The organism is Streptomyces sp. SP18BB07 (assembly GCF_036322545.1).
Classification (GTDB): Bacteria; Actinomycetota; Actinomycetes; order Streptomycetales; family Streptomycetaceae; genus Streptomyces; species Streptomyces deccanensis.
Genome location: NZ_JAQYWT010000319.1, coordinates 277,282 through 299,785, shown reverse-complemented (window position 1 = coordinate 299,785; position 22,504 = coordinate 277,282). Strand labels below are relative to the sequence as shown.

The following is a 22,504-nucleotide window of genomic DNA, read 5'->3' as shown; positions in this document are numbered from 1 at the left end:
GCGCTGGGAGTGAGGGACGACCACGTGCTTTTCAGGGGCGCGGGGAACTGCGCGACAAGCCACGACGTACGCGCGGCCGACGACGCACCCCAAGCCCCTACGGCGCCCCGCGCCCCGGCGGAGCTACGCGCAGCCGCAGGACCGTCGAGTCACCAGTGTCGACGGGAACAGCTTCACGCGTTCCCCGCGTGAGCCGGCGACCCGGATGCCGTCGTCGAGGACCAGGTCCACCGCCGCCCGGGCCATCCCCGTACGGTCCGTCGCGATCGTCGTCAGCGGCGGGTCCGTGAGGGCGGCCTCCTTGACGTCGTCGAAGCCGGCGACGGCCAGCTCGGTCGGGACCTCGATCCGCAGCTCGCGCGCGGCCCGCAGCACCCCGATCGCCTGGTCGTCGGTGGAGCAGAAGATCGCCGGCGGTCGGTCGGGTCCCGACAGCAGCTTCAGCGCCACCTGGTACGCGTCGTACCGGTTGTAGGGCGCTTGGAACAGCCGTCCCTCCGTGGAGATCCCGGCCTCGTCCATCGCGCGCCGCCAGCCCTCGACGTGGTCCGAGACGGGGTCGCCGATGAGCGGGGTCTCGGCGACGCCGCCCATACAGGCGACGTACGCGTAGCCGTGCGAGAGCAGATGGTCGACGGCGAGCTTCGCGCCGCCGATGTCGTCGGTCACCACGGCCACGTCGTCGATCGCCTCGGGCCGCTCGTGCAGCAGCACGACCCGCGCGTCCCACGCGTCTATCTCGGCGGCCGCGTTGTCGTTGAGGGCGTGGCTGACGAGGATCAGCCCGGAGACGCGCATCCCGAGGAACGCCCGCAGATAGTGGACTTCGCGCTCGGCGACATAGTCGGTGTTGCCGACGAGCACCATCTTTCCGCGCTCGGCGGCGGCCTGCTCCACGGCGTGGGTCATCTCGCCGAAGAAGGGCTGGCGCGCGTCCGGCACGATCATGCCTATGAGATCGGTGCGCCGGGACGCCATCGCCTGGGCGACGCGGTCCGGGCGGTACCCCAGCTCCTTGATCGCGGCGAGGACACGCTCGCGCGTGGCCGGTGCGACCGGCCGGGGTCCGTTGTTGATGACGTAGCTGACGACGGCGGTCGACGTACCCGCCAGTCTTGCCACGTCATCCCGAGTCACCTTGGCCACGCGCGGAGTCTACGCGGATGGACCGGCCCTGGGCAGGGCGTACGACGGCGCACCTGTGAGTTACCTGTGCGTACGCCGCCCGGGTCCTTGGTCACTACGCCTCGGCCGCGATCTCCACGGCGTCCAGGGGCGCCGTCTCGTCCGCATCCGCCGCCTTTGAGGGGGCGGTCTTGGTCTTCACGTCGTCGCCGGCGCGCTCCGCCTTCTCGGGCGTAACGAATCGATAACCGACGTTCCGGACGGTCCCGATCAGCGACTCGTGCTCGGGGCCGAGCTTGGCGCGCAGCCGCCGTACGTGCACGTCGACCGTCCGCGTACCGCCGAAGTAGTCGTAGCCCCAGACCTCCTGGAGCAGCTGGGCGCGGGTGAAGACGCGGCCCGGGTGCTGGGCGAGGTACTTGAGGAGCTCGAACTCCTTGAAGGTGAGGTCGAGGACGCGCCCCTTGAGCTTGGCGCTGTAGGTCGCCTCGTCCACCGAGAGATCGCCGTTGCGGATCTCCATGGGGGAGTCGTCGTTGACGATCTGCTGCCGGCCCATGGCCAGCCGCAGGCGCGCCTCGACCTCCGCGGGGCCGGCCGTGTCGAGGAGTACGTCGTCGATGCCCCAGTCCGCGGTGACGGCGGCGAGACCACCCTCGGTCACGACGAGGATGAGGGGGCAGCCGGGCCCGGTGGAGCGCAGCAGCTGACACAGGCTGCGGACCTGCGGGAGGTCACGGCGCCCGTCGATGAGGATGACGTCCGCACCGGGGGTGTCGACGAGAGCGGGGCCTTCCGCCGGAGCCACGCGCACGTTGTGCAGCAGCAGGCCGAGGGCCGGGAGTACCTCCGTCGACGGCTGGAGGGCGTTGGTCAGGAGCAGCAGAGAACTCATACGTCTGGTTCCTCCTCGGTCCCTGCGAGGACGCGTGTGGCGGGGGCTTGTACAGCTGCGGTCACCTGGCGTTTTTCCGCTCGTATACAAGCTTCCCTAAAGCACGAAAGGACCCGGGGGCTACATTGCCCGAGTCCTCTGTCCAGCAGAATAGCCCACATGAGTGCAGGTCCGGCAGGTCATGTGACGCGATCTTTCGACATTCCGAACTCTGAGACGGCCCATCGCACCCTTTCGGGGCCGCCGCGAACCCCTTTGCGCGGGTTTCTACGGACTGACGACGGGGTGAATATCGAGGTCGTATACGATCCGAAAGCCGTTGTATACAAAGGCTCGGCGGACACCGGAACGTCACCCTCCGGCCACCATGCCGCCCCCTTCGCCGACCATCCGGGCGCCCACTCCGCCGACCGTCCGGCCGCCCAATCCGCCGACCGTCCGGCTGCCCATGCGGCCGATCGCCGGGCCGACCACCCGGTCGACCGCTCTGCCGATCGTCCGGCAGACCTACCGGCTGACCACCGGGCCGCCCAATCCGCCGACCGTCCGGCGGACCTACCGGCAGGCCTACCGGCTGACCGCCGGGCCGCCCGCTCCGCCGACCCTCCGGTGGACCTACCGGCTGACCACCCGGCCGACCGCTCTGCGGATCGTCGCGCCGACCACCCGGCCGATCGTCCCGCCGATCATCCGGCCGGCCGCCGGGCGGACCTATCGGCGGACCGCCAGACGGGCCATCCGGCCGACCGCCAGACGGATCCCCCGACGGCCCACCCAGCCGACCACCTCGCCATAGTCGTCGCGCACGGGTTTACGGGGGATGTTGATCGTCCGCATGTTCGGAGGGTGGTGGGGGCGCTCAGCCGGTACGGGGCCGTCGTCAGCTTCTCCTTCCGGGGCCACGGGCGATCCGGTGGCCGGTCCACGGTCGGTGACCGCGAGGTGCTCGACCTCGCGGCGGCGGTCCGCTGGGCCCGTGAACTCGGCCACGCGCGCGTCGCCACCGTCGGCTTCTCCATGGGCGGCTCGGTCGTCCTGCGCCACGCGGCCCAACGGGACGCGGGCACCGACGCCGTCGTCTCGGTCAGCGCCCCCGCCCGCTGGTACTACCGGGGCACGGCCCCCATGCGCCGCGTCCACTGGCTCATCACCCGCCCCGAGGGCCGCCTCCTCGGCCGCTACGGCTTCCGCACCCGTATCCACCACCGCGACTGGAACCCCGTCCCCCTCTCCCCGGTGGAATCCGTGCCCCTCATCGCCCCGACCCCCCTGCTGGTGGTCCACGGCGACCGGGACGGCTATTTCCCCCTCGACCACCCGGAGATGCTGGCCGCGGCGGCGGGCGACCACGGGGACCTCTGGCTGGAGCGAGGCATGGGCCACGCGGAGAACGCGGCGAGTGGGGAATTGCTGGAGAGGATCGGGGAGTGGGTGGTGAAAGGGGTCGCGGTCAGGGGCGTAGCCTGACCCCGTTCACGACTCATACAAGAGGAACGCAGATGCCAAAGGGCACCGTCCGCTACTGGGCCGCAGCCAAGTCCGCAGCCGGCGTCGCCGAGGAGCCCTACGACGCGGCCACCCTCGCGGACGCCCTGACCGCGGCCCGCGACCGACACCCCGGCGAACTCGTCCGCGTCCTGCAGCGCTGCTCGTTCCTCGTCGACGGAAACCCCGTGGGTACCCGTGCGCATGAGACGGTACGTCTGGCCGAGGGCGGCACGGTCGAGGTGCTCCCGCCGTTCGCAGGAGGGTGACCCCCACATCATGAGCAACCAGCCGTACGGGTACGAGGGCCACCAGGGGCAGCAGGACCACCAGGGCTACGACGCGTACCAGCACCAGCAGCCGCAGCCGCACTGGCAGGGTTACGACGAGAGCCAGGCCGCCCACGCCCAGCAGTACACCCAGCAGTGGGAGGGCCAGACCTGGGAGACCCAGCTCCAGCCCCGGACCTCGCCCGCCGCCAACCTGACGGAGACGGCGTACCTGCCCCAGCAGACGGACGCCGACCAGTACGCCCCTCAGGCCCAGCACCAGCCCCCTCATGCGCACCAGCCGCAGCATCCGCACCAGCCGCAGCACCAGTTCCAGGCACAGCCGCAGGCCCAGCCCCACGCTCAGTTCCACGCTCAGCCCCAGGCCGCTCCGGACGCCGCCGCCGCCGATTCCGCGGCCGGCTACGGTCCGCCCACGCTCACCGGCAACAGCCGCGTCACCGACGCCCAGCGGGCGCGGGCCGAGGGCCGGTCGCCGATCATCGAGCCCGGGATGCAGCCGGCGCTGATCACGGCCGTACTGGGCCTGCTGCTGGCCGGCGCCGCCGCGCTCGGGGAGTACGCCCTCGCCGTACCCCTGGTGGTCCTCCAGGCCGTGACGGCGGCGGGCTGGTTCCGGCTGAACGGCATGTGGCCGGCCCGGCAGGGCATCGTGCTGGCCTTCGCGGGCGCCCTCGCGGCGGACGCCGCCCTGTTCGCGGCCGGCCAGGAGAACGCGCCCGCCGCGATCCTCGGGACGCTCGGCGTGTGGGTGCTGCTCGGCATCGTGCTGGGGCTGCGCAGCCACGCGGACCCGGACGAGCGGATGTACGGACTGATGGCGACGGTGGCCTCGTCGGCGCTGGCGATCATCGCGACCGGCTATCTGGCGGCCGTGGCGGACGCGGTCGCGGTCGGCGGTGTCGCGGTCGCGGTGGCCGTCCTCGCCCGTGCGCTGCCGCTGCCCACCCCGGCCTCGGTGGTCGTCGCGCTGCTGGCGGCCACCGGCGCGGGGATCGCCGTCGGCGGGGCGACCGATCTGGGTACGTCCGGTGCGGGTGCGCTGCTCGGGGCGGGCGCGGGTCTCTGCGCGCTCATCGGGCACCGTGTCGCCAGCTACGACTACCCCTCACGCTTCGTCCACTTCACCGCGGGGGTGGCGCTGCCGCTGACGGCGGCGGCCCCGGCGGTGTATCTGCTGGGCCGCGCGTTGGTCTGACGAGAGCGCGTCGTCGGGTGCGGGTGCGTGGGGGCTTCTCGCGCAGTTCCCCGCGCCCCTAAAAGCATCAGGCCCCTGCGGGCCTGAAAGACCACGGCCCTGCGGGCCTGAAAAGCACGGGGCGCAGCCCCTGCTTTTCAGGGGCGCGGGGAACTGCGCGAGAAGCCCCACCGGCGCCGCACCCGCCAACGCACCCCCTGTCACAGCTGATCAACAAGGCGGGCCCAGTCTCCCCGGCCCCGCCCCCGCGCGATTACCCTCGCGTAGATACCGTTCGGCCGCCGAGTGGACTACGTGGGGAACACCGAGAGATGCGCGCACTGCGAATACTTGTCATCGTCGCCGTGATCCTGGGCGGCCTCTTCGTGGTCGCGGACCGCGTGGCCGTCGGATTCGCCGAGGACGAGGCGGCCCAGCAGCTGAAGGCGAGCGAGGGCCTGACGAGCACCCCGGACGTGTCCATCAAGGGCTTCCCCTTCCTCACCCAGGTCGCGGGCGGTGAACTGGACGACGTCGAGGTCGGCATCGAGAACTTCGAGGCGAGCACCGGCAAGCCCGACGAGAGCATCCGCATCGCCGACCTGAAGGCGAACATGCGCGGCGTCGCCTTCTCCAGCGACTACAGCTCCGCGACGGCCACCAGCGCCACCGGCACCGCGACCATCTCGTACGACGAACTCCTGAAGGCCGCCAAGTCGGAGCCCACCGATATGGGCCTCGGCTTCACCGCCCGCGTCGTCGGTCTCTCCGACGGCGGCAAGGGCAAGATCAAGGTCAACGTCGAGATCGACCCGCCGGCCCTCGAACCGCAGACCGTCTCCGTCCTCAGCACCGTCAGCGTCAAGGGCGACAAGGTCGAGGTGGAGGCCGACTCCCTGCCCAGCCTGGGCGGCGCCGACCTCGCCGAGAACGTCGTCCGTTCGATCACGGACTTCCAGCAGGCCATCGACGACCTCCCCGGCGGCATCAAGCTCGACAAGGTCGAGGCGGCGCCGACCGGTGTGGAGATCACGGTCAAGGGTTCGAACGTCAGGCTGGCGGGGTAGGACGACGGCGGTCGGCTCTCCCCAGGGCCGTACCCCTCCGCCGTGTCCGAAAGGCGAGACGACGCCGTCCGCACCGTAGATGTGACGATGGCTACGGGGGGCCGTCCGCCCCGTCACCCCAGCCTCCACGGCCACTGCATCCCGTATGCATCCCACATTCCGGACGATCGCGTCTCAGAATACGACATGCCGGTGACACGCCCGCCTGTCCGTCCCTACGATCGACAACCATGAAGCGACAGGCGGATCTCACGAAGCGGCGGGCAGTAGACCTGTGCCGCGTCGCCGCCATGCTCTGTCGCGCTTTCTGAGCGAGCGAACGGCGGAAGACCGCCGCCGCGCGTCCCCCGATGCCTGCCCTGTTCGAGCCAGGGCCCATCCCTGCGCGCCCCCGGCCGAACCGCCGGAGGCACCCGCAACCCGCCCCCCGTAACTGCCCCGGAGGAGTAAGAGCATGAGCCGCAGCGACGTCCTGGTCGACGCCGACTGGGTCGAGGCCAACCTCGACGACCCGAACATCGCCATCGTCGAGGTCGACGAGGACACGACCGCGTACGAGAAGAACCACATCAAGAACGCGATCCGGATCGACTGGACGCAGGACCTCCAGGACCCGGTCCGCCGTGACTTCGTCGACCAGGAGGGCTTCGAGAAGCTCCTGTCCGCGAAGGGCATCGCCAACGACACCCTGGTGATCCTCTACGGCGGCAACAACAACTGGTTCGCGTCCTACGCCTACTGGTACTTCAAGCTGTACGGCCACGAGAACGTCAAGCTGCTCGACGGCGGCCGCAAGAAGTGGGAGCTGGACGCCCGCGAGCTGGTCGACGAGGTGCCGGTGCGCCCCACGACCGAGTACAAGGCCAAGCCGCAGAACACCGCGATCCGCGCCTTCCGTGACGACGTCGTCGCCGCGATCGGCTCGCAGAACCTGGTCGACGTGCGCTCGCCCGACGAGTTCTCCGGCAAGCTGCTCGCCCCGGCCCACCTGCCGCAGGAGCAGTCGCAGCGTCCGGGCCACGTGCCCAGTGCCCGCAACATCCCGTGGTCGAAGAACGCCAACGACGACGGCACCTTCAAGTCGGACGACGAGCTCAAGGAGCTCTACGCCGAGGAGCAGGTGGACCTGGCGAAGGACACCATCGCCTACTGCCGCATCGGTGAGCGCTCCGCGCTGACCTGGTTCGTCCTGCACGAGCTGCTCGGTGTGGAGAACGTCAAGAACTACGACGGCTCCTGGACCGAGTACGGCAGCCTCGTCGGCGTCCCGATCGAGCTCGGCGCCAACAAGTAAGCACCCCCAGCGGTACCCGCACACCCCCGTTCGTCCCGACCGGCCTTCCTCCGGTCAGACCCCTTATGGAGAAAGACATGTGTGGAGCGAAGGCCGGCGGCCCCGACGCCTCGACGATCAAGCCCGGTGAGACCACGATCCAGGGTCAGGTGACCCGCGACGGCGAGCCGGTGACGGGCTACGTCCGTCTGCTGGACTCGACCGGCGAGTTCACGGCGGAGGTCCCCACCTCCGCGACGGGCCAGTTCCGCTTCTACGCGGCCGAGGGCACCTGGACCGTCCGCGCGCTCGTCCCCGGCGGCACCGCCGACCGGACGGTCGTCGCCGAGAAGGGCGGCCTCGCGGAGGTCGCGATCGCCGTCTGAGACGGGCTCGCCGAGTCGGTCGAACCGTCGAACTGCTGAGGGCCTGAGGGCCGCACTCCCCGGAGTGCGGCCCTCAGCCGTGCGCGGACCTACGCTGGAGGTATGTACGCCCGCCGGCGCCACCAGTACTTCGCCATGATGGGCACGTGCCTGGCCCTCTTCGTCATGGCCTGGAGCGTCGTACGCCTCTGGTCGGTCCCGGTCGCGGTCGGCATGTGCGTGGTCGCGATGGTCATCCCGCCGCTCGCCGCCGTCGTCGCCAACCGGCGCGGCCCCGACGACCGCTGGTGGGACGACCCCTCCGGCGACCCGAAGTCCGACGAGTGGTGGGACGAGCTGGACGGCAAGAGACCCCGTCGGTAGCTCCCGGAGCTCTCGGTAGCTCTTGGTGGCTTTCGGTAGCTCTCGGCGGACGAGCGAGCTCTCAGTACACGAGCGCCTGGGTGTCGTCCGCCAGGGCCTCCTGCACGAACACCTGGGCGCCCGCGATCCGTACGCCCTCGATGACGTCCTTCTCGGTGATGTCCCGGCGGGCCGCGCACTGGGTGCACAGGGTGATCCGGCCGCCCGCGAGCAGCGAGTCGATCAGATCGGGCAGCGGGGCGGCGTGCGGCAGCTCGAACTCGGCGGCGCGGCCGGGCAGCGCGAACCACGCGGACTCGCCGGTCAGCCACAGGGACACCTCGACGCCGCTGGCGACGGCCACCGCCGCCACCGTGAACGCCTGCGAGCACCGCTCAGGGGCATCGGCCCCCGCCGTCACCTTGATCACGAGCTTCTTCGCCATGGCCGCAGCGTAGTGCCCCGGCGGGCGGTCCCCCGGTCCCAGCGCGGCGGTCGCGCCGTCCGGACCCCGGAGGCCTACCTCGCGGACGGGGCCGGACCCCGGCCGCGTAAGCTGGGGCCCGGCCCTGTGTGCGTACCGCACGTCTCCCGCTCAATCGAGGAGCACCTCGTGATCATCTTCTTCGAGACCCTGCTGGTCCTGGTCGCCGTCGGCGTTCTCGCCTTCACCGGCCTGGCCGTGAAGAAGCTGTACCAGGGCCAGCGCTGACCCGCGCCCGACCGACGCCCAGGACCTCCAGGACTCCCAGGAACCGCCACTCATGATCGAGATCCCGTCCGACCTGCACAAGGACCTCGTCCCCCTCGCCTTCCTGCTCGGCGACTGGGCCGGCGCGGGCGTCCATGACTTCCCCGGCTCCGAGAAGTGCAACTTCGGCCAGGAGGTCACCTTCAGCCACGACGGCCGGGACTTCCTGGAGTACCGCTCCCACACCTGGGTGCTGGACAAGGACGGCAACAAGGTCCGTCCGCTGGAGACCGAGTCCGGGTTCTGGCGCGTCGACGCCGACCGCAAGGTCGAGATCGTCATGACCCGCGACGACGGCGTCGTCGAGGTCTGGTACGGCGAGCTGGCCAAGCAGAAGCCGCAGATCGACCTGGTCACGGACGCGGTCGCCCGCACGGCGGCCTCCGGCCCCTACAGCGGCGGCAAGCGGCTCTACGGCTATGTGCACAGCGACCTGATGTGGGTCGGCGAGAAGGCCACCCCGGACGTCGAGCTGCGCCCCTACATGTCCGCGCACCTGAAGAAGGTCGTCACCCCCGAGGACGTCGAACGCTGGGCCAAGGCCCTGCCCGACGACATGCCGGACGACGGCATCGCGTTCTTCAAGTAGTTACTAGACTCGTGGTGTGGTGAGCACCCAAGGCACTGACTGGAAGAGCGACCTACGGCAGCGCGGCTACCGGCTGACGCCGCAGCGGCAGCTCGTGCTCGAAGCCGTGGACGCCCTGGAGCACGCGACCCCCGACGCCATCCTCGTGGAAGTGCGGAAGACGGCGTCGGGGGTCAACATCTCCACGGTCTACCGGACCCTGGAGCTCCTGGAGGAGCTGGGGCTGGTCAGCCACGCCCATCTGGGGCACGGGGCACCGACGTACCACCTGGCCGACCGGCACCACCACATCCATCTGGTCTGCCGGGACTGCGAGAACGTCATCGAGGCCGATGTCTCCGTGGCGCAGGACTTCACGGCGAAGCTGCGCGAGACCTTCGGGTTCGACACCGACATGAAGCACTTCGCGATCTTCGGCCGGTGTGAGAACTGCACCCTCAAGGCTTCAAGTACCAAGTCGTAGGCTTAGGCATATGAAAAGCCCTCTGCTGTCCCTGCCCGGCGCCGTCCCCGCCGAGGGCGTGGACGAAGGCGTCGCCGCCCACTACGGCGACCTGTTCCGTGAACAGCGCGCCCTCGCCGACGGCACCGGATTCGTCGACCTCTCCCACCGGGGCGTGATCACCGTCTCCGGGGAGGACCGGCTCAGCTGGCTGCATCTGCTGCTCACCCAGCACGTCAGCGAGCTGCCCACCGGCGAGGCCACCGAGGCGCTGATCCTCTCCGCCAACGGTCACATCGAGCACGCGCTCTACCTGGTCGACGACGGCGCGACCGTCTGGGCGCACGTCGAGCCCGGCACCCAGGAGGCGCTGCTGGCGTACCTGGAGTCGATGAAGTTCTTCTACCGCGTCGAAGTGGCCGACCGGACGGGCGACTTCGCGGTCGTCCACCTCCCGGCCGGTTCGATCGCCGAGGTCCCGGAGGGCACGGTCGTCCGCGAGACGCCGTACGGCCGTGATCTGTTCCTCCCGCGCGCGGACCTGGAGTCGTACGCGGAGAAGACGGGCCCCGCCGCCGGTCTGCTCGCCTACGAGGCGCTGCGGGTCGAGCACCACCGGCCCCGCCTCGGCTTCGAGACCGACCACCGCACCATCCCGCACGAGCTGGGCTGGATCGGCACGGCCGTGCACCTCCAGAAGGGCTGCTACCGGGGCCAGGAGACCGTCGCCCGGGTCCAGAACCTGGGCAAGCCCCCGCGCCGCCTCGTCTTCCTCCACCTGGACGGCAGCGAGGTCCACCTCCCGCCGCGCGGCGCGGAGATCCGGCTGGCGGACGAGGGCGCGGAGGGCCGCAAGCTCGGGTTCATCACCACCTCCGTACGCCACCACGAGCTGGGGCCGGTCGCCCTGGCCCTGGTCAAGCGCAACATCCCGGTCGACGCGCGGCTGCTGGCGGACACGACGGCGGCGGCGCAGGAGGTCGTGGTCGAGCCGTAGGGGGCGCGAGCGGGCCCTGGAGGTGTGGGCCCGCGCCTCCAGGGCGCCCTACATCTCCAGCAGCACCGTGAACGGGCCGTCGTTCGTCAGGGACACCCGCATGGACGCGCCGAACCGTCCCGTGGCCACCGTCGCCCCCAGCGAACGCAGCTGGGCGACGACCTCGTCCACCAACGGCTCGGCGACGTCCCCGGGTGCCGCCGCGTTCCAGGTAGGGCGCCGGCCCTTGCGCGCGTCCCCGTACAGCGTGAACTGGCTGATGACCAGCAGCGGCGCGTCCACGTCGCTGCACGACTTCTCGTCGTGCAGCATCCGCACGGACCACAGTTTCCGTGCCAGCTGCGCCGCCTTCTCCTTGGTGTCGTCGTGCGTCACCCCCACGAGGACGCACAGCCCCTCGCCCTCGATCGACCCGACCGTCTCGCCGTCCACGACGACGCTCGCGCCGTCGACCCTCTGCACCACCGCACGCATGCCGACCATGATGCCGCCGCCGTCCATCGGCCGTACGTCAGGGGGTCCCTCTTCCGGGGGGTTTGTGATCACGGGGGTTTGAAGAGCGCTTTGCCCGGTCTTTCTCATTGATCCATTACCGACCATCTGGGGTGGATCGCGTGGACTCGGTCACAAAGCGGCCACGGAGAGTGGCACGATGCTCACACACACCGGTCGAGGGGACGGTTGAGGCGCATGAGCACATCGAGTACTGGGCAGCCCCCGGGGACTGCGACGTCTACCCGTACGACGCCGGGGCCCGGCCCCGGTGTCCGTCGGCCACCGGTCCAGCGCACGGACAGCGGACCACTGCCGCCGCCGGATCCGGCCGAGCACGAGCTGGCCCAACTGCGGCTGCCCGAACTGCGCACGCTGCGCCGGGACGCCCAGCGGGACGAGGCCGACCTCAGTTATCTGCGGCGGCTGCTCCAGGGCCGTATCGACATCCTGCGCGCCGAACTGGCCTGCCGGGGCGGTGCGGCGGATCCAGCGGCACCGTCATCGGGCTCGGGTGAGCCCTCGGCGCTCGTGGACCGGCTGTCGGCGATCCTCACGGACGCCCCGGCCCGGCACCGTTCCTCGGCCCGCCATGTCACGGTGGGCACGCCGTACGGAGAGGAGTACCGCCGGCTGGCCGCCGAGATGCTGGACGAGGTCGAACTCTCCGACCTCGGGGCCCGCACCGACGAGGAACTCACCGCGGGCCTCGCCCGCCTCGTCCACCACGAGCAGCAGATCTCCGGCCGCCGCCAGCACCTTCAGCGCACCGCGGACGACTGCAGCGCCGAGATCGCCCGCCGCTACCGGGAGGGCGAGGCCCAGGTGGACGACCTGCTGACGTAAGCGGGTGGGTTGTCGGTACCTGCGCGTTGTCGGGTGCGGGTCCGGTGGGGGCTTCTCGCGCAGTTCCCACCGGACGGACGCCTGGGGGTCGAAGGGGCGCAGCCCTTTGAGGCTGGGACGGGTAGGGGCGGCGGGGGCGAGGAAAACTCGGAGACACGCCGCCGACACCCCCCTAGCGTGACCCCATGAGCCCCTCCCACGACACAGCCGTACGCCCCATCACCGAGGACGAGATCCCGGCCTGGCTGAACGCTCTGAACATCGGCTTCCTCCGAGCCCCGGAAACCCTGACCCCCCAGGAGCTCAAGGACCGCTCCTCCCACATAGACCCGTCCCGAACGCTCGCCGCGTTCGACCCCACCACCCCCGCCCGCCAACCCGTGGCGACCTTCCGCTCGTTCCCCCAGGAGCTCACCGCCGTCGGCGGCCGCACCGTCCCCGCCGACGCCATCTCGAACGTCACGGTCAGCCCCACCCACCGACGCCGGGGCCTGCTCACGCGGATGATGGCCCAGGACCTGACCGCCGCGAAGGACCGCGGCGACGTCGTCGCCACCCTGATCGCCGCCGAGTACCCCATCTACGGCCGCTACGGCTTCGGCCCCGCCACCTGGACCACCGAGTGGACCGTCGACGTCCCCCGCAGCGGCCTGGACCCCCGCTGGTCCGGCCCGGCGGACGGCGGCCGGGTCGACCTCGTCGACGGCGCGACCGTACGCGCCCTCGGCCCCGCGCTCCACGACCGCCTGCGCGCAGCGCTGCCCGGCGCGGTGAGCCGCGACGAGCGCTGGTGGCGGATCAACACCGGTGATCTGCGGGTCCACGGCACCTGGACCGAACCGTTCTACGCGGTGTACCGCTCGGCGGCCGGCGAGGTCGAGGGCATGGCCTCGTACGAGGCGGACGACACCTGGCGGATGAAGCAGCCGCAGAACACGGCCGACGTCAACTGGCTGATCGCGACGACCCCGGCCGCCGAGCGCGCCCTGTGGCACTACCTCTGCTCGATCGACTGGATCACCAAGGTCAAGTGCGGCTGGCGGGCCCCCGACGACCTCCTGCCGCACTTCTTCCCCGACCCGCGCGCCGTGAGCCTCACCACCCACGCGGACTGGCTGTGGGTGCGGATCCTGGACGTCGTACGGGCGCTGGAGGCGCGTACGTACGCGGGGACCGGGACGCTGGTGCTGGAGGTGGTGGACGGGGACGGCTTCGCCGACGGGCGGTACCGGCTGGACGCGGGCCCGGACGGGGCGAGTTGTGTGCCGACGAGCGAGGACGGCGACCTCGTCCTGGAGGTCGCGGACCTGGCGACGCTGTGGCTGGGCGACGAGTCCGCCGTACGGCTCGCGGCGCTCGGCCGGGTGCGGGAACAGCGGAAGGGCGCCGCCTCCGTGGCCGACGCCCTGCTGCGGACGTCCAGGCGCCCGTGGTGCCCGGACATCTTCTGAGGCCTCTGGGACCTCTGGGGACCTTTCCTGGTGTGTGCGGTCATCCGTAGCTGTTCAGTTGTTCGGTGCTGAGCTGTTCAGTTGTGGTTGTGGCTGCGCATTCAGTTGTGGCTGAACCATTCAGTTGTGACGGTGCGGACCGGTCGAACTCCCGGCTCCCCTCCGGAAGGGAGGTCGATCGGTCGGTCTGTGGGACGGTCGGCGGCAGTTGCCAGAGTCACCAACCATCCGAAAGTTTGACCATGTTGCGAAAGTTGGCGACCAACTTCACCTTACTTATCTCCGCTTGGAGTCGTCTCATAACCACCTTCCCACGAACTGCCCAAAGATGGCGAGAAGTTGTAGTGTTTGTGCGTGGAGCGGGAACGCACGGCCGTCGATGGGCGGAAGTCGTCACAGCGGCCCCAGAGGTCACACCACGAGGTGGCCGACGTGTTGCGCGGCCGGATCAGGTCCGGCGAGCTGCGACCGGGACAGCGCATGCCCACGCAGGCGAAGCTCGCCGACGAGTTCGGCGTCGAACGCGGGGCCGTACGGCAGGCCTTGCGCATCCTGCAGTCGGAGGACCTGCTCACCAACGTTTCCAAGGGCAGTCCGGCGACTGTCGCCCCACGTCTGGGCGCGGCGGCCGTCGGCGGTCCGGGAGCCGCCCCACGGCCGACGATGGTGGAGCTCGCCCCTCGCATATCCGCCGCCTTCGCGGCCCCGCACGTGAAGATCGACGCCCTCTGTCTGACCTCCGTGTCCCTCACGCTCGCCGTGGGTGAGTCGTTGCGCGAGATTCACGCGGGGCGCATAAAACCGGCCAGGGTCGACGTCCGGGTGATGCTGCCCAGCCGGGACATCCCGCTCGCCTTCCCGGCCCCGGTCGACGCGTCGGTCGACGGCCGGCTCCAGCGCCGCTGGCTCGCCCAGCGCAACGCTCAGGGGCAGGTGCTCAAGCACAACCTGCTGGCGTTACGGTCCACGCACGGCGTGGACGTCCATGTGTCCTTCCGCGCCCTGCCGTTCACCCCGCCCGTGAAGCTGTACCTCCTCAACGGTCAGGAGGCGCTGTTCGCGTACTACACGGTGCAGCGGAAGGAGGCCGAGGTGGACAGTGAGCAGCTGGAGATGTACGACGCCGAGGGCACGCAGTCCACGCTGTTCGCGTTCGAGCGGAGCGCGGTCGCGGCGCCTCGGGACACGACCTTCGTCGAGCAGTCCCGCCTCTGGTTCGACGCGCTCTGGGAGACCATCAGCTCGGACCTGCTGCTCACGAGCTGAGGGCCGCCGATCACCGGCTGACGGCCGCCGGCGTCGGCCTCGGGGCAGGTCGTCTCACATCGCCGGCCCGGCGAACATCAGCGCGAGGATGACCGCGCCGATCGAGCTGCACGTGTGGTTGTTCGCCTTCAGCCCGACCGTGAGGAACAACAGGCCGACGATTCCCATGGTGCCGTAACGCCATTCCACGAAGCGCTGGAGGGCGACGACGGCGAGGGCGGAGACGAGGGCGATGGCAGCGGGCATGGTGGTACCTCCTCCGAGGGGCTGGGGCGGGCGGAGCCATGAAGAAGGGGGAACGTCCACCAACTCGACAAAGTTGGCAACCAACTTCTTTTAAATGGTTCCCACTTGGTCTATGTTCATAACCACCTTCCCGTGAACTCCCCAAAGATGGGTGAGAGTTGTAGCGTTTGGTCGTGACCCAGGAGAACGTTGCAGTGAACGACAGCAGAAAGCTCTCGTCCCAGGAGATCGCCGCCACCCTGCGGGAGCGCATCCGCGGCGGCGACCTCCGGCCCGGCGAGCGCCTGCCCACCCAGGCCGAACTGGCGGAGGAGTTCGGCGTGGAGCGGGGTACGGTCCGCCAGGCCCTGCGCGCCCTCCAGGACGACGGGCTGCTGAGCAACGTGAGCAAGGGCAGCCCGCCCCGGGTCGCCGAGGTCGGGCACGCGACGAGCCACGAGCCGCAGCCGACGATGGTGGGCCTCGGCCCCCGCCTGGCCGAGGCGTTCTCCGTGCCGCACGTGCGCGTCGACGCGGCCTGCCTCACCGCCGAGACCCTGATGCTGGCCCTCGGTGAACCGGTCCGCCGTATCCATGAGGGAACGATCCGCCCGGAGTCCATCGACGTCCGTATCCTCCTGCCCTCCCGGAAGATCAACCTGGCGTTCCCGGTGCCGGTGGAGGGGCGCGGCGAGGACGACGAGGAGGACCCCGTCCACAAGCGCTGGCTCGACCAGCGCAACGCCCAGATCCGCGTCCTGCGCCACAACCTCCTGGCCCTGCGCACCTCGCACGAGCTCGACGTCCGGGTGACCTTCCGGGCCCTGCCCTTCACGCCGCCCGTCAAGCTCTACCTCCTCAACGGCCGTGAGGCCCTGATCGCCTACTACATGCTCATGAAGCGCGAGGAGCAGATGGCGGACGGACCCCTGGAGATGTACGACGCGTTCGGCACCCAGTCCCTCCTCTTCTCCTTCGAGAAGGAGACCGGCTCCCGCGACGCCGCCTTCGTCGATCAGTCCCAGCAATGGTTCAACGCCCTCTGGGAAACCATCACGACGGACCTGACACTCTCCTAGTGACTCCTGACACGGCTGATACAGCGCAGACTGAACCGGTGACGGCAGAGACAGAGCCCCTTCGAGAACTTCGAGAACTGATCACACCCGTCCGCTTCGTGCTCTGGGACCTGGACGGGCCGATCTGTCAACTGTTCTCCGGGCATCCCGCGCACCAAGTGGCCCGGGATCTGGTGGCGTTGATCGACAGGCGTGGGCTGGGCGGTCTGCTGACGGAGCAGGAGCGCGGTACGGCCGACCCGCAGGTGGTCCTGCTGGGTCTGGGCCGACGCCATCCGCGCAGCGACCTGATCATCGACGTGGAGAAGTGGCTCACCCAGCAGGAGCTGACGGCGGCCCCCAAGGCCTACCCCACCACCTGGGCCGACCCGCTCATCCGGACCTGGTCGCGGCGGGCCAGATTCGCGATCACGACCAACAACTCCGCGCTCGCGGCCGTCCGTTACATCGAGACCCGCGGTCTCACCGACTGCTTCCCCTACATCTACGGCCGTACGCGCGACCTCGACCGTATGAAGCCGCACCCCCACACCCTGCGCCAGGCCCTCAACGCGATGGGCGCCGAACCGTCACGCTCCCTGATGCTCGGCGACGCCCCCACCGATTTCGAGGCCGCCCGTGAGGCCGGCGTCCCGTTCCTGGGCTACGCGCGTAACGAACCCAAGCTCAAGGCGCTCCTGGAAGTGGGCGTCCCTCTCTCCCACACGGTGAACTCCCTGAAACCGGTCCTGGACGTCCTCCGCACGCACCTGCCCGATCAGGCCTGAACCCTCACATTCCACTTCTTCCGCGCCGGCCGCCGCGACCGGAGCGGCTCGGGCGTCGCGCGATGCGTGTCAGTACGGGGGCGGACGCGTGAGCGTTCAACCGGTGGACGCCACCTGCGAAAGCCGCGCTTCTGGCACGATGCTCGCCCACGGAGGAGTACGGTGCCTCCACTTCCTGGATTTCACCACGGGTGCGACCACGGCGAGAGAACGGGCAATGCCAGCTGAATCGGATTCCACGGGGCGGCGCCGCGCCGGTGATATGAGCGCCGACCCGGGTGAGGTGGAGGGACCGCTCAGCGGCTACCACCACGAGACGTATGTCTTCCGCTTGCCCCGCGAGGCCGGCGTCGGCGGGGGCGGACGCTGGAAGTGCCGTGAGCCGCGCGAGAGCCTGCTGTGGTTCGACCGGCGCTGCTTCGACTCGGAGGAGCGTCTGCTCACCGAGCTCCAGGGGCGTATCGACAACATTCCCGACCTCATCGAGGTCGAGGGAACGGTCCTGCAGCGGTTCATCGAGGGAGAGACGCTCGGGGCGCTTCATCCGTCCGACACGACGGTCCCCGGCAAGGAGTTCGAGCAGATCCTCGCCCTCTTTCGCCGGCTGGTCGAGGTCCGACCCGAAGCCCTCCTCGTGAAGCGCAGGTGCGAGGGGCGGGACCGCGCGCGGGAGGGCGACAGCGCGGGCTTCCTGGACCGGCTGATCTGCTTCACCGAGGACCGGGTGTACAGGGACAACCTGCCGGAGTACGGGGACCTGTTCGCGGAGCTGAAGCTGGACTCCGACTCCTTCAAGCAGCTGAGGAAGCACGTGTCAGGCCTGCGCGAGCGGCCCTTCTGCCTCCTGCACGCCGATCTCCACCGCGAGAACCTCATCGTCGACCGCGACCGTCGCCTGTGGGCCATCGACTGGGAACTCGCGATGTTCGGCGATCCGCTCTACGACCTCGCCACCCACCTCTACCTGATGCGCTACCCGCTGGACCAGGAACGTCGGATGACGGAACGCTGGTGCACGCTCGTGGAGGACGTCCGCCCGGGAAGCTCCCGAGGCTGGCGGGAGGACCTGCCGAAACTCCTCGACTACAAGAAGGCGCAGTCGGTGTTCACCGACGTCATCCGCACCTCGCAGGCGCTGTGCCTCGCGCCCACGGCGGACCGCGCGGAACACCGGGCCCGGCTCCGCCGCGCGAGCTGGGCGCTCTGGGACGTACTGAGCAAGGGCGCGTACCCCCTGGGCGTCGAGGAGGTCCCGGGCGTGTCCGCGATCGAGGCCGCGCTGACCCGGTGGCTCCGGGACGGCGCCGGTGATGCCTAGGCTCGACGGCATGAGTGAGAGCGGGAGCGGGAGCCGGGGCGACGGCGGCAGCGGGCTGCGGGAGCGGAAGAAGCGGCGGACGTACGAGACGGTGTCGGACGTGGCGATCCGGCTGTTTCTGGAGAAGGGGTTCGACGCGGTGTCCGTGGCCGAGGTGGCCGCGGCGGCCGAGATCTCGAAGCCGACGCTCTTCCGGTACTTCCCGGCGAAGGAGGACCTCGTGCTGTACCGGATCGCCGATCACGAGGACGAGACGGCGCGGGTGGTCGCGGGGCGGGCCGAGGGCGAGTCGGTGGTCGGGGCCGTGCGGGCGCATTTTCTGGCGGGGCTGGCCCGACGGGACCCGGTGACCGGGTTGAGCGACCATCCGCAGGTGCTCGCCTTCCACCGGCTGCTCTACGGGACGCCGTCGCTGGTCGCGCGCGCGTACGGCCATCTGGAGCGGGCCGAGGCGGCGCTCGCCGAGGTGCTCGGGGGCGGGCTCGACGCGCGGGTCGCCGCCGGGCAGATTGTGACCGTACGGCGGGTGCTCGCGGAGGAGAACCGGCGGCGGGTGGAGCGCGGGGATCCGCTGGAGGAGGTCGAGCGGGATGCCGTCGCCGCTGCCGAGCGGGTGTTCGGGCGGTTGGAGGGGGCTCTGCCGCTCGGGGTGTGTTGAGGAGGGTGCGCCTCCGAGCGTGCTTGATTCTCGGTAATAAATGTAACCCGGTTGCGTTTTCGGTACGCTCGGCGGAATGACGCCTCGCGAACCCGCCGACCCCGCCTCCGATTCCGCCCTCCTCCAGGACGTCCTGGCCCGGGAACGCGCGTACCACGACACCTGCCGCGCCGCTCTCGCCGCCATGGTCGAGGGGGCGGACGAGCAGGTCGTCGTCGGCGTGGACGTCTCCGCCTCGGGCGCCGACGCGGAGGTGCTCGGGTACCGGCTGCGCAGCCGTGCCAAGGAGATGCGCGAGTTGCCGGAGGGGCCGCTGTTCTTCGGGCGGCTCGACTTCGCCGCTCACGGCCGCGGCGACCACGCCGGGCAGAGCTATCACCTCGGGCGGCTGCGGATCAGCGAGGACCCTGGTGTGCCACCGCTCGTCGTGGACTGGCGGGCGCCGGTTTCGCGGGCCTTCTACCAGGCGAGTTCCCGTGATCCCCAGGGGGTCGCCGTCCGGCGTCGTTTCGGGTGGGCACCGGGGAGTCGGGGGGACTCGGCCGACCTCACGGGGCTGGAGGACGAGCACCTGGCTGGTGCTGGTGCTGCTACTGGTGTTGATACATCCTCCCCGGGCAGTCTCCTCGCCGCCGAGATCGAGCGGCCTCGGCTCGGTCCGATGCGGGACATCGCGGCCACCATCCAGCCGGAGCAGGACGATCTCGTGCGGGCGGATCTCGCGACCTCCGTCTGTGTGCAGGGCGCCCCCGGCACCGGCAAGACGGCCGTCGGGCTGCACCGCGCCGCGTACCTCCTCTACACCCACCCCCAGCGCATCCGTCGCAGCGGACTGCTGATCCTCGGCCCCAACCGCACGTTCCTCTCGTACATCGCGGAGGTGCTGCCCGCGCTGGGCGAGACGGGCGTACGCCAGTCGACGGTCACGGACGAGATCGCCCGGCACGAGGTGAGGGCGGAGGACGCCGAGCGGGCGGCGGTCGTGAAGCACGACGCCCGGATGGCGGAGGTGCTCCGACGAGCGCTGTACGCCGGCGTCGCGGGCGCGGGCGCGGGCGGGGGCGGATCCGGGGAGCGGGCGGAGCGAGGGGATGTGTTCGGCACCCTCGTCCTGGCGGAGGGCTCGTATCGCTGGCGGGTGTCCGGGGACGAACTGCGACGGATCGTGGCGGACGTACGCGCCGAGCAACTGCCGTACGACGTCGGGCGGGAGCGGGTCCGGGCGCGGGTGGTCCGGTTGCTGCGGGAGCAGGCGGAGCGGCGGGCCGGGCCGCGCCCGAACGCCTGGCTGCACCGGATCTCGCGGTCGCGGCCGGTCGGCGCGTACGTCGACGCCGTATGGCCGAAGGTCCGGCCGGAGGAGGTCGTGGCCCGGCTGCTCGGGGACCCGGACGCGCTCGCCGACGCGGCGGAGAGGCTGCTCGACGCGGACGAGCAGGCGGCCATCGGCTGGGCGAAGCCGCCGCGCACCTGGCGGTCGGCCCGCTGGTCGGCCGCCGATCTCGTCCTCCTCGACGAGGTCGCGGGGCTCCTCGCCCACCCCGACGGCTACGGCCATGTCGTCGTCGACGAGGCGCAGGACCTCTCCCCGATGGAGTGCCGCGCGATCGCCCGTCGGGCGGCCTACGGCTCGGTGACCGTCCTGGGCGACCTCGCCCAGGGGACGACCCCGTGGGCCGCCCGCGACTGGCCCGGCCTCCTCGCCCACCTGGGCAAGCCGGACGCCCGTGTCGTCCCGCTGACCACGGGGTTCCGGGTGCCGCAGGCCGTCGTGGGACTGGCGAACGGGCTGCTGGGGCGCCTGGGGGTGGACGTGCCCGCCGCACGGTCCCTGCGGAGGGACGGGGAGCTGCGGATCAGGAGGGTGGAGGGGGCAGGAGGTACGGAGGGGCCAGGAGGTATCGAGGGGCCAGGAGGTACGGAGGGGGCGGGGATCGGGACGGTCGTCGTCGCCGAGGCCGTCGCCGCCGTGCGGGACGCGCTCGGGCGTGAGGGGTCCGTCGGGGTCATCGCGGCCGACGGACCCGACGTCGTACGGCTGCGGCAGGCGCTCGACGAGGCCGGGATCACGGCGGGCGGCCCGGACGAACTCCGGGCGCGTGTCACGGTGTTGGGGGCGAGGGTGGCGAAGGGCCTGGAGTACGACCATGTCGTGGTCGTCGAACCGGCGGCGATCGCGGCGGCCGAGGATCGGGGGCTGCACCGCCTGTACGTCGTCCTCACCCGGGCGGTGTCACGACTGGACGTGGTGCACGCGCGTGCGCTGCCGTGGTGACGCGGGCCGGGGCGGCGAATGGGGGTGGGTGTGCGGGTGGCGGGGCGTGTTACCGGAAGGCGGCGGAGTCATGACCGTACCGGCACCTCGCTGATCAGGGCCGTGACTACGGTGAGCGGGTGCCGGTGAGCGGCGGCGCGAGCTCGATCTCCCTCCCCCCCCAGGGGGCTCGTGGCCGCCGCTCGCCGGTGGTTCACACGGTCCGACGGGCCCGCGTCCGTGCCTCTCTCACGAGGCCGCGCTCTCGCCCTCGCGCTCAGCTGCCCACTCGGCGGGCTGCACCGCGGCCTCCAGGGCCGGGATCAACTGCTCTTCCTCGTAGGCGAGATGGGCTTCGAGTTCGTCGATGAGGCGCTCCACCTCGGGGAGTACGGCGACGGGGTCGGCGTTCTCGGCCGTCACCACCCGGCGCAGATCCTCGACGAGGGCGGCGATGCGCTCGTGCTCCTCGTGGAGGCGGGTCAGGGTGGGGGCCAGCTCGGGGTGGCGTTCGCCGAGGAAGGGGAACAGGCCCATGTCCTCGCCGGTGTGGTGGTTGTGCAGCCCCTGGCAGAAGGTGAGGCAGTTGACGCGGAGCTGGGCGCCGAGTCCGGCCCTGCCGCCGCTGTCGATCAACTCCTTCTTGATCAGGGCGAGTTCGCGCCGGAAGGCGTCATGGACGACCTTGAGGGCCTCGCCCATGGAGTCGGCGTTGACGTTCGGCGGTCCGGCCACGGGCACCTCGCGCAGGGCGACGACCGGGATCGTACGGTCCGTCTTCGCCTGGTATTCGGCCCACCCCGGCTCACTTTCGACGGCCCGCGCGAAGGCCCGGTCCCGCTCCTCGCCGTGCAGGACGACGGCCTCGGCCTCGTAGGTGAAGGCCCCGCTCTCCACGGTGACCCGGGGGTCGGCCGTGATGTTCCGGTACCAGTCGGGGTGGCGGGGCGATCCCCCGGCCGACGCGATGACCAGGATCGCGCCGTCGCCGTCGGGGAGGTAGCCGAGGGGGGTGGTGTGCGGGTTGCCGGTCCGGGCGCCGGTGGTGGTGAGGAGGATCAGACGGGCGCCTTCGAAATAGCCGCCGACCTCGCCGTGACGGGTGCGGAATTCGTCGATGACTTGCTGGTTGAAGGGGTTGGGCATTCTCTGCTTTCGGAGACGGCGACGTGCTGCGTCGCGGAATTCGGGCATGGGTGATTACCGCGGCGCGCGCGTCAGCACATTGCCGTCAGCACATTGCCGTCAGTACGTTTCCATCGGAATGCGCGTCGACAGAGGAAGGGTCGACGGAAGCGGTGGAATGCGGGCGGCGGCGGAATGCGCGGC

The 22,504-nt window shown here is 70.7% G+C and carries 25 protein-coding genes; 19 read left to right on the top strand and 6 right to left on the bottom strand.

Going from position 1 to position 22,504, the window contains the following annotated elements:
• Positions 1-123: 123 nt before the first annotated feature.
• The gene (locus tag PUR53_RS23500) at positions 124-1,146 is read right to left on the bottom strand and encodes a LacI family DNA-binding transcriptional regulator (RefSeq protein WP_329900050.1); all 1,023 of its coding nucleotides are present in this window, start codon (positions 1,144-1,146) and stop codon (positions 124-126) included.
• Positions 1,147-1,240: 94 nt separating this feature from the next.
• A complete protein-coding gene (locus PUR53_RS23495) occupies positions 1,241-2,020 on the bottom strand; it encodes a winged helix-turn-helix transcriptional regulator (RefSeq protein ID WP_329900049.1) in 780 nt (259 codons plus the stop codon).
• Between the two features lie 367 nt (positions 2,021-2,387).
• Between PUR53_RS23495 and PUR53_RS23490 the strand changes: the two genes are divergently transcribed.
• The 8 genes from PUR53_RS23490 to PUR53_RS23455 all read left to right on the top strand — a co-directional run bounded on the left by PUR53_RS23490 (position 2,388) and on the right by PUR53_RS23455 (position 8,061).
• Positions 2,388-2,816 (top strand): hypothetical protein, encoded by a 429-nt coding sequence (locus tag PUR53_RS23490; RefSeq protein WP_329900112.1) that lies wholly within the window; start codon positions 2,388-2,390, stop codon positions 2,814-2,816.
• Positions 2,813-3,487, top strand: coding sequence for an alpha/beta hydrolase (locus tag PUR53_RS23485; protein WP_329900108.1), 675 nt, complete (start codon positions 2,813-2,815; stop codon positions 3,485-3,487). Before PUR53_RS23490 ends, PUR53_RS23485 begins: the two co-directional genes overlap by 4 nt.
• 32 nt (positions 3,488-3,519) lie before the next feature.
• The gene (locus PUR53_RS23480) at positions 3,520-3,774 is read left to right on the top strand and encodes a MoaD/ThiS family protein (RefSeq protein WP_329900048.1); all 255 of its coding nucleotides are present in this window, start codon (positions 3,520-3,522) and stop codon (positions 3,772-3,774) included.
• A gap of 10 nt (positions 3,775-3,784) precedes the next feature.
• Positions 3,785-4,993, top strand: a complete 1,209-nt coding sequence (locus PUR53_RS23475) for a hypothetical protein (protein ID WP_329909550.1) — start codon at positions 3,785-3,787, stop codon at positions 4,991-4,993.
• A 311-nt stretch (positions 4,994-5,304) separates the two neighbouring features.
• The gene (locus tag PUR53_RS23470) at positions 5,305-6,039 is read left to right on the top strand and encodes an LmeA family phospholipid-binding protein (RefSeq protein WP_329900046.1); all 735 of its coding nucleotides are present in this window, start codon (positions 5,305-5,307) and stop codon (positions 6,037-6,039) included.
• 454 nt (positions 6,040-6,493) lie between these two features.
• Positions 6,494-7,333, top strand: a complete 840-nt coding sequence (locus tag PUR53_RS23465) for a sulfurtransferase (RefSeq protein WP_329900045.1) — start codon at positions 6,494-6,496, stop codon at positions 7,331-7,333.
• A gap of 77 nt (positions 7,334-7,410) precedes the next feature.
• Complete coding sequence (locus PUR53_RS23460) at positions 7,411-7,698, top strand: DUF1416 domain-containing protein (RefSeq protein WP_019755963.1); 288 nt, start codon at positions 7,411-7,413, stop codon at positions 7,696-7,698.
• 102 nt (positions 7,699-7,800) lie between these two features.
• A complete protein-coding gene (locus PUR53_RS23455) occupies positions 7,801-8,061 on the top strand; it encodes a DUF3099 domain-containing protein (protein WP_329900044.1) in 261 nt (86 codons plus the stop codon).
• A 61-nt stretch (positions 8,062-8,122) separates the two neighbouring features.
• Here the strand turns inward: PUR53_RS23455 and PUR53_RS23450 are convergent, their stop codons facing one another.
• Complete coding sequence (locus PUR53_RS23450) at positions 8,123-8,485, bottom strand: DsrE family protein (RefSeq protein WP_329900043.1); 363 nt, start codon at positions 8,483-8,485, stop codon at positions 8,123-8,125.
• A gap of 319 nt (positions 8,486-8,804) precedes the next feature.
• Between PUR53_RS23450 and PUR53_RS23445 the strand changes: the two genes are divergently transcribed.
• Genes PUR53_RS23445 through ygfZ form a run of 3 tightly spaced genes read left to right on the top strand, consistent with a single transcriptional unit; the run spans position 8,805 to position 10,819 of the window.
• Positions 8,805-9,380, top strand: a complete 576-nt coding sequence (locus PUR53_RS23445) for an FABP family protein (RefSeq protein WP_329900042.1) — start codon at positions 8,805-8,807, stop codon at positions 9,378-9,380.
• Between the two features lie 16 nt (positions 9,381-9,396).
• The gene (locus PUR53_RS23440) at positions 9,397-9,843 is read left to right on the top strand and encodes a Fur family transcriptional regulator (protein WP_329900041.1); all 447 of its coding nucleotides are present in this window, start codon (positions 9,397-9,399) and stop codon (positions 9,841-9,843) included.
• Between the two features lie 10 nt (positions 9,844-9,853).
• Positions 9,854-10,819 carry a CAF17-like 4Fe-4S cluster assembly/insertion protein YgfZ gene (gene ygfZ, locus PUR53_RS23435; protein WP_329900040.1) on the top strand — a complete coding sequence of 322 codons (966 nt, stop codon included), beginning with the start codon at positions 9,854-9,856 and terminating at the stop codon, positions 10,817-10,819.
• A gap of 48 nt (positions 10,820-10,867) precedes the next feature.
• Here the strand turns inward: ygfZ and dtd are convergent, their stop codons facing one another.
• Positions 10,868-11,293, bottom strand: a complete 426-nt coding sequence (gene dtd, locus PUR53_RS23430) for a D-aminoacyl-tRNA deacylase (RefSeq protein ID WP_329900107.1) — start codon at positions 11,291-11,293, stop codon at positions 10,868-10,870.
• A 216-nt stretch (positions 11,294-11,509) separates the two neighbouring features.
• On the opposite strand from dtd, the gene PUR53_RS23425 reads away from it, so the two are divergent.
• The 3 genes from PUR53_RS23425 (at position 11,510) to PUR53_RS23415 (ending at position 14,874) form a co-directional block, all read left to right on the top strand.
• Complete coding sequence (locus PUR53_RS23425; protein ID WP_329900039.1) at positions 11,510-12,157, top strand: RsiG family protein; 648 nt, start codon at positions 11,510-11,512, stop codon at positions 12,155-12,157.
• A gap of 185 nt (positions 12,158-12,342) precedes the next feature.
• A complete protein-coding gene (locus tag PUR53_RS23420) occupies positions 12,343-13,608 on the top strand; it encodes a GNAT family N-acetyltransferase (RefSeq protein WP_329909549.1) in 1,266 nt (421 codons plus the stop codon).
• Between the two features lie 423 nt (positions 13,609-14,031).
• Positions 14,032-14,874 carry a winged helix-turn-helix domain-containing protein gene (locus PUR53_RS23415; RefSeq protein WP_329900037.1) on the top strand — a complete coding sequence of 281 codons (843 nt, stop codon included), beginning with the start codon at positions 14,032-14,034 and terminating at the stop codon, positions 14,872-14,874.
• A 54-nt stretch (positions 14,875-14,928) separates the two neighbouring features.
• Here the strand turns inward: PUR53_RS23415 and PUR53_RS23410 are convergent, their stop codons facing one another.
• The gene (locus tag PUR53_RS23410) at positions 14,929-15,120 is read right to left on the bottom strand and encodes a hypothetical protein (RefSeq protein WP_033526007.1); all 192 of its coding nucleotides are present in this window, start codon (positions 15,118-15,120) and stop codon (positions 14,929-14,931) included.
• Positions 15,121-15,314: 194 nt separating this feature from the next.
• Between PUR53_RS23410 and PUR53_RS23405 the strand changes: the two genes are divergently transcribed.
• The 5 genes from PUR53_RS23405 to PUR53_RS23385 all read left to right on the top strand — a co-directional run bounded on the left by PUR53_RS23405 (position 15,315) and on the right by PUR53_RS23385 (position 21,196).
• The gene (locus PUR53_RS23405) at positions 15,315-16,178 is read left to right on the top strand and encodes a GntR family transcriptional regulator (protein ID WP_329900036.1); all 864 of its coding nucleotides are present in this window, start codon (positions 15,315-15,317) and stop codon (positions 16,176-16,178) included.
• Positions 16,179-16,216: 38 nt separating this feature from the next.
• Positions 16,217-16,945 carry an HAD family hydrolase gene (locus PUR53_RS23400; protein WP_329900035.1) on the top strand — a complete coding sequence of 243 codons (729 nt, stop codon included), beginning with the start codon at positions 16,217-16,219 and terminating at the stop codon, positions 16,943-16,945.
• 217 nt (positions 16,946-17,162) lie between these two features.
• Entirely contained in the window at positions 17,163-18,263 is a 1,101-nt protein-coding gene (locus PUR53_RS23395; protein WP_329900034.1) for an aminoglycoside phosphotransferase family protein, read from the top strand.
• A gap of 10 nt (positions 18,264-18,273) precedes the next feature.
• Positions 18,274-18,921: a TetR family transcriptional regulator gene (locus PUR53_RS23390; RefSeq protein ID WP_329909548.1), complete on the top strand. Its 648-nt coding sequence runs from the start codon at positions 18,274-18,276 to the stop codon at positions 18,919-18,921.
• Between the two features lie 76 nt (positions 18,922-18,997).
• Positions 18,998-21,196 carry a HelD family protein gene (locus PUR53_RS23385; RefSeq protein WP_329909547.1) on the top strand — a complete coding sequence of 733 codons (2,199 nt, stop codon included), beginning with the start codon at positions 18,998-19,000 and terminating at the stop codon, positions 21,194-21,196.
• 228 nt (positions 21,197-21,424) lie between these two features.
• Here the strand turns inward: PUR53_RS23385 and PUR53_RS23380 are convergent, their stop codons facing one another.
• On the bottom strand, positions 21,425-22,321 hold the full coding sequence (locus PUR53_RS23380; protein ID WP_329909545.1) for a nitroreductase/quinone reductase family protein: 897 nt from the start codon (positions 22,319-22,321) through the stop codon (positions 21,425-21,427).
• Between the last annotated feature and the right edge of the window lie 183 nt (positions 22,322-22,504).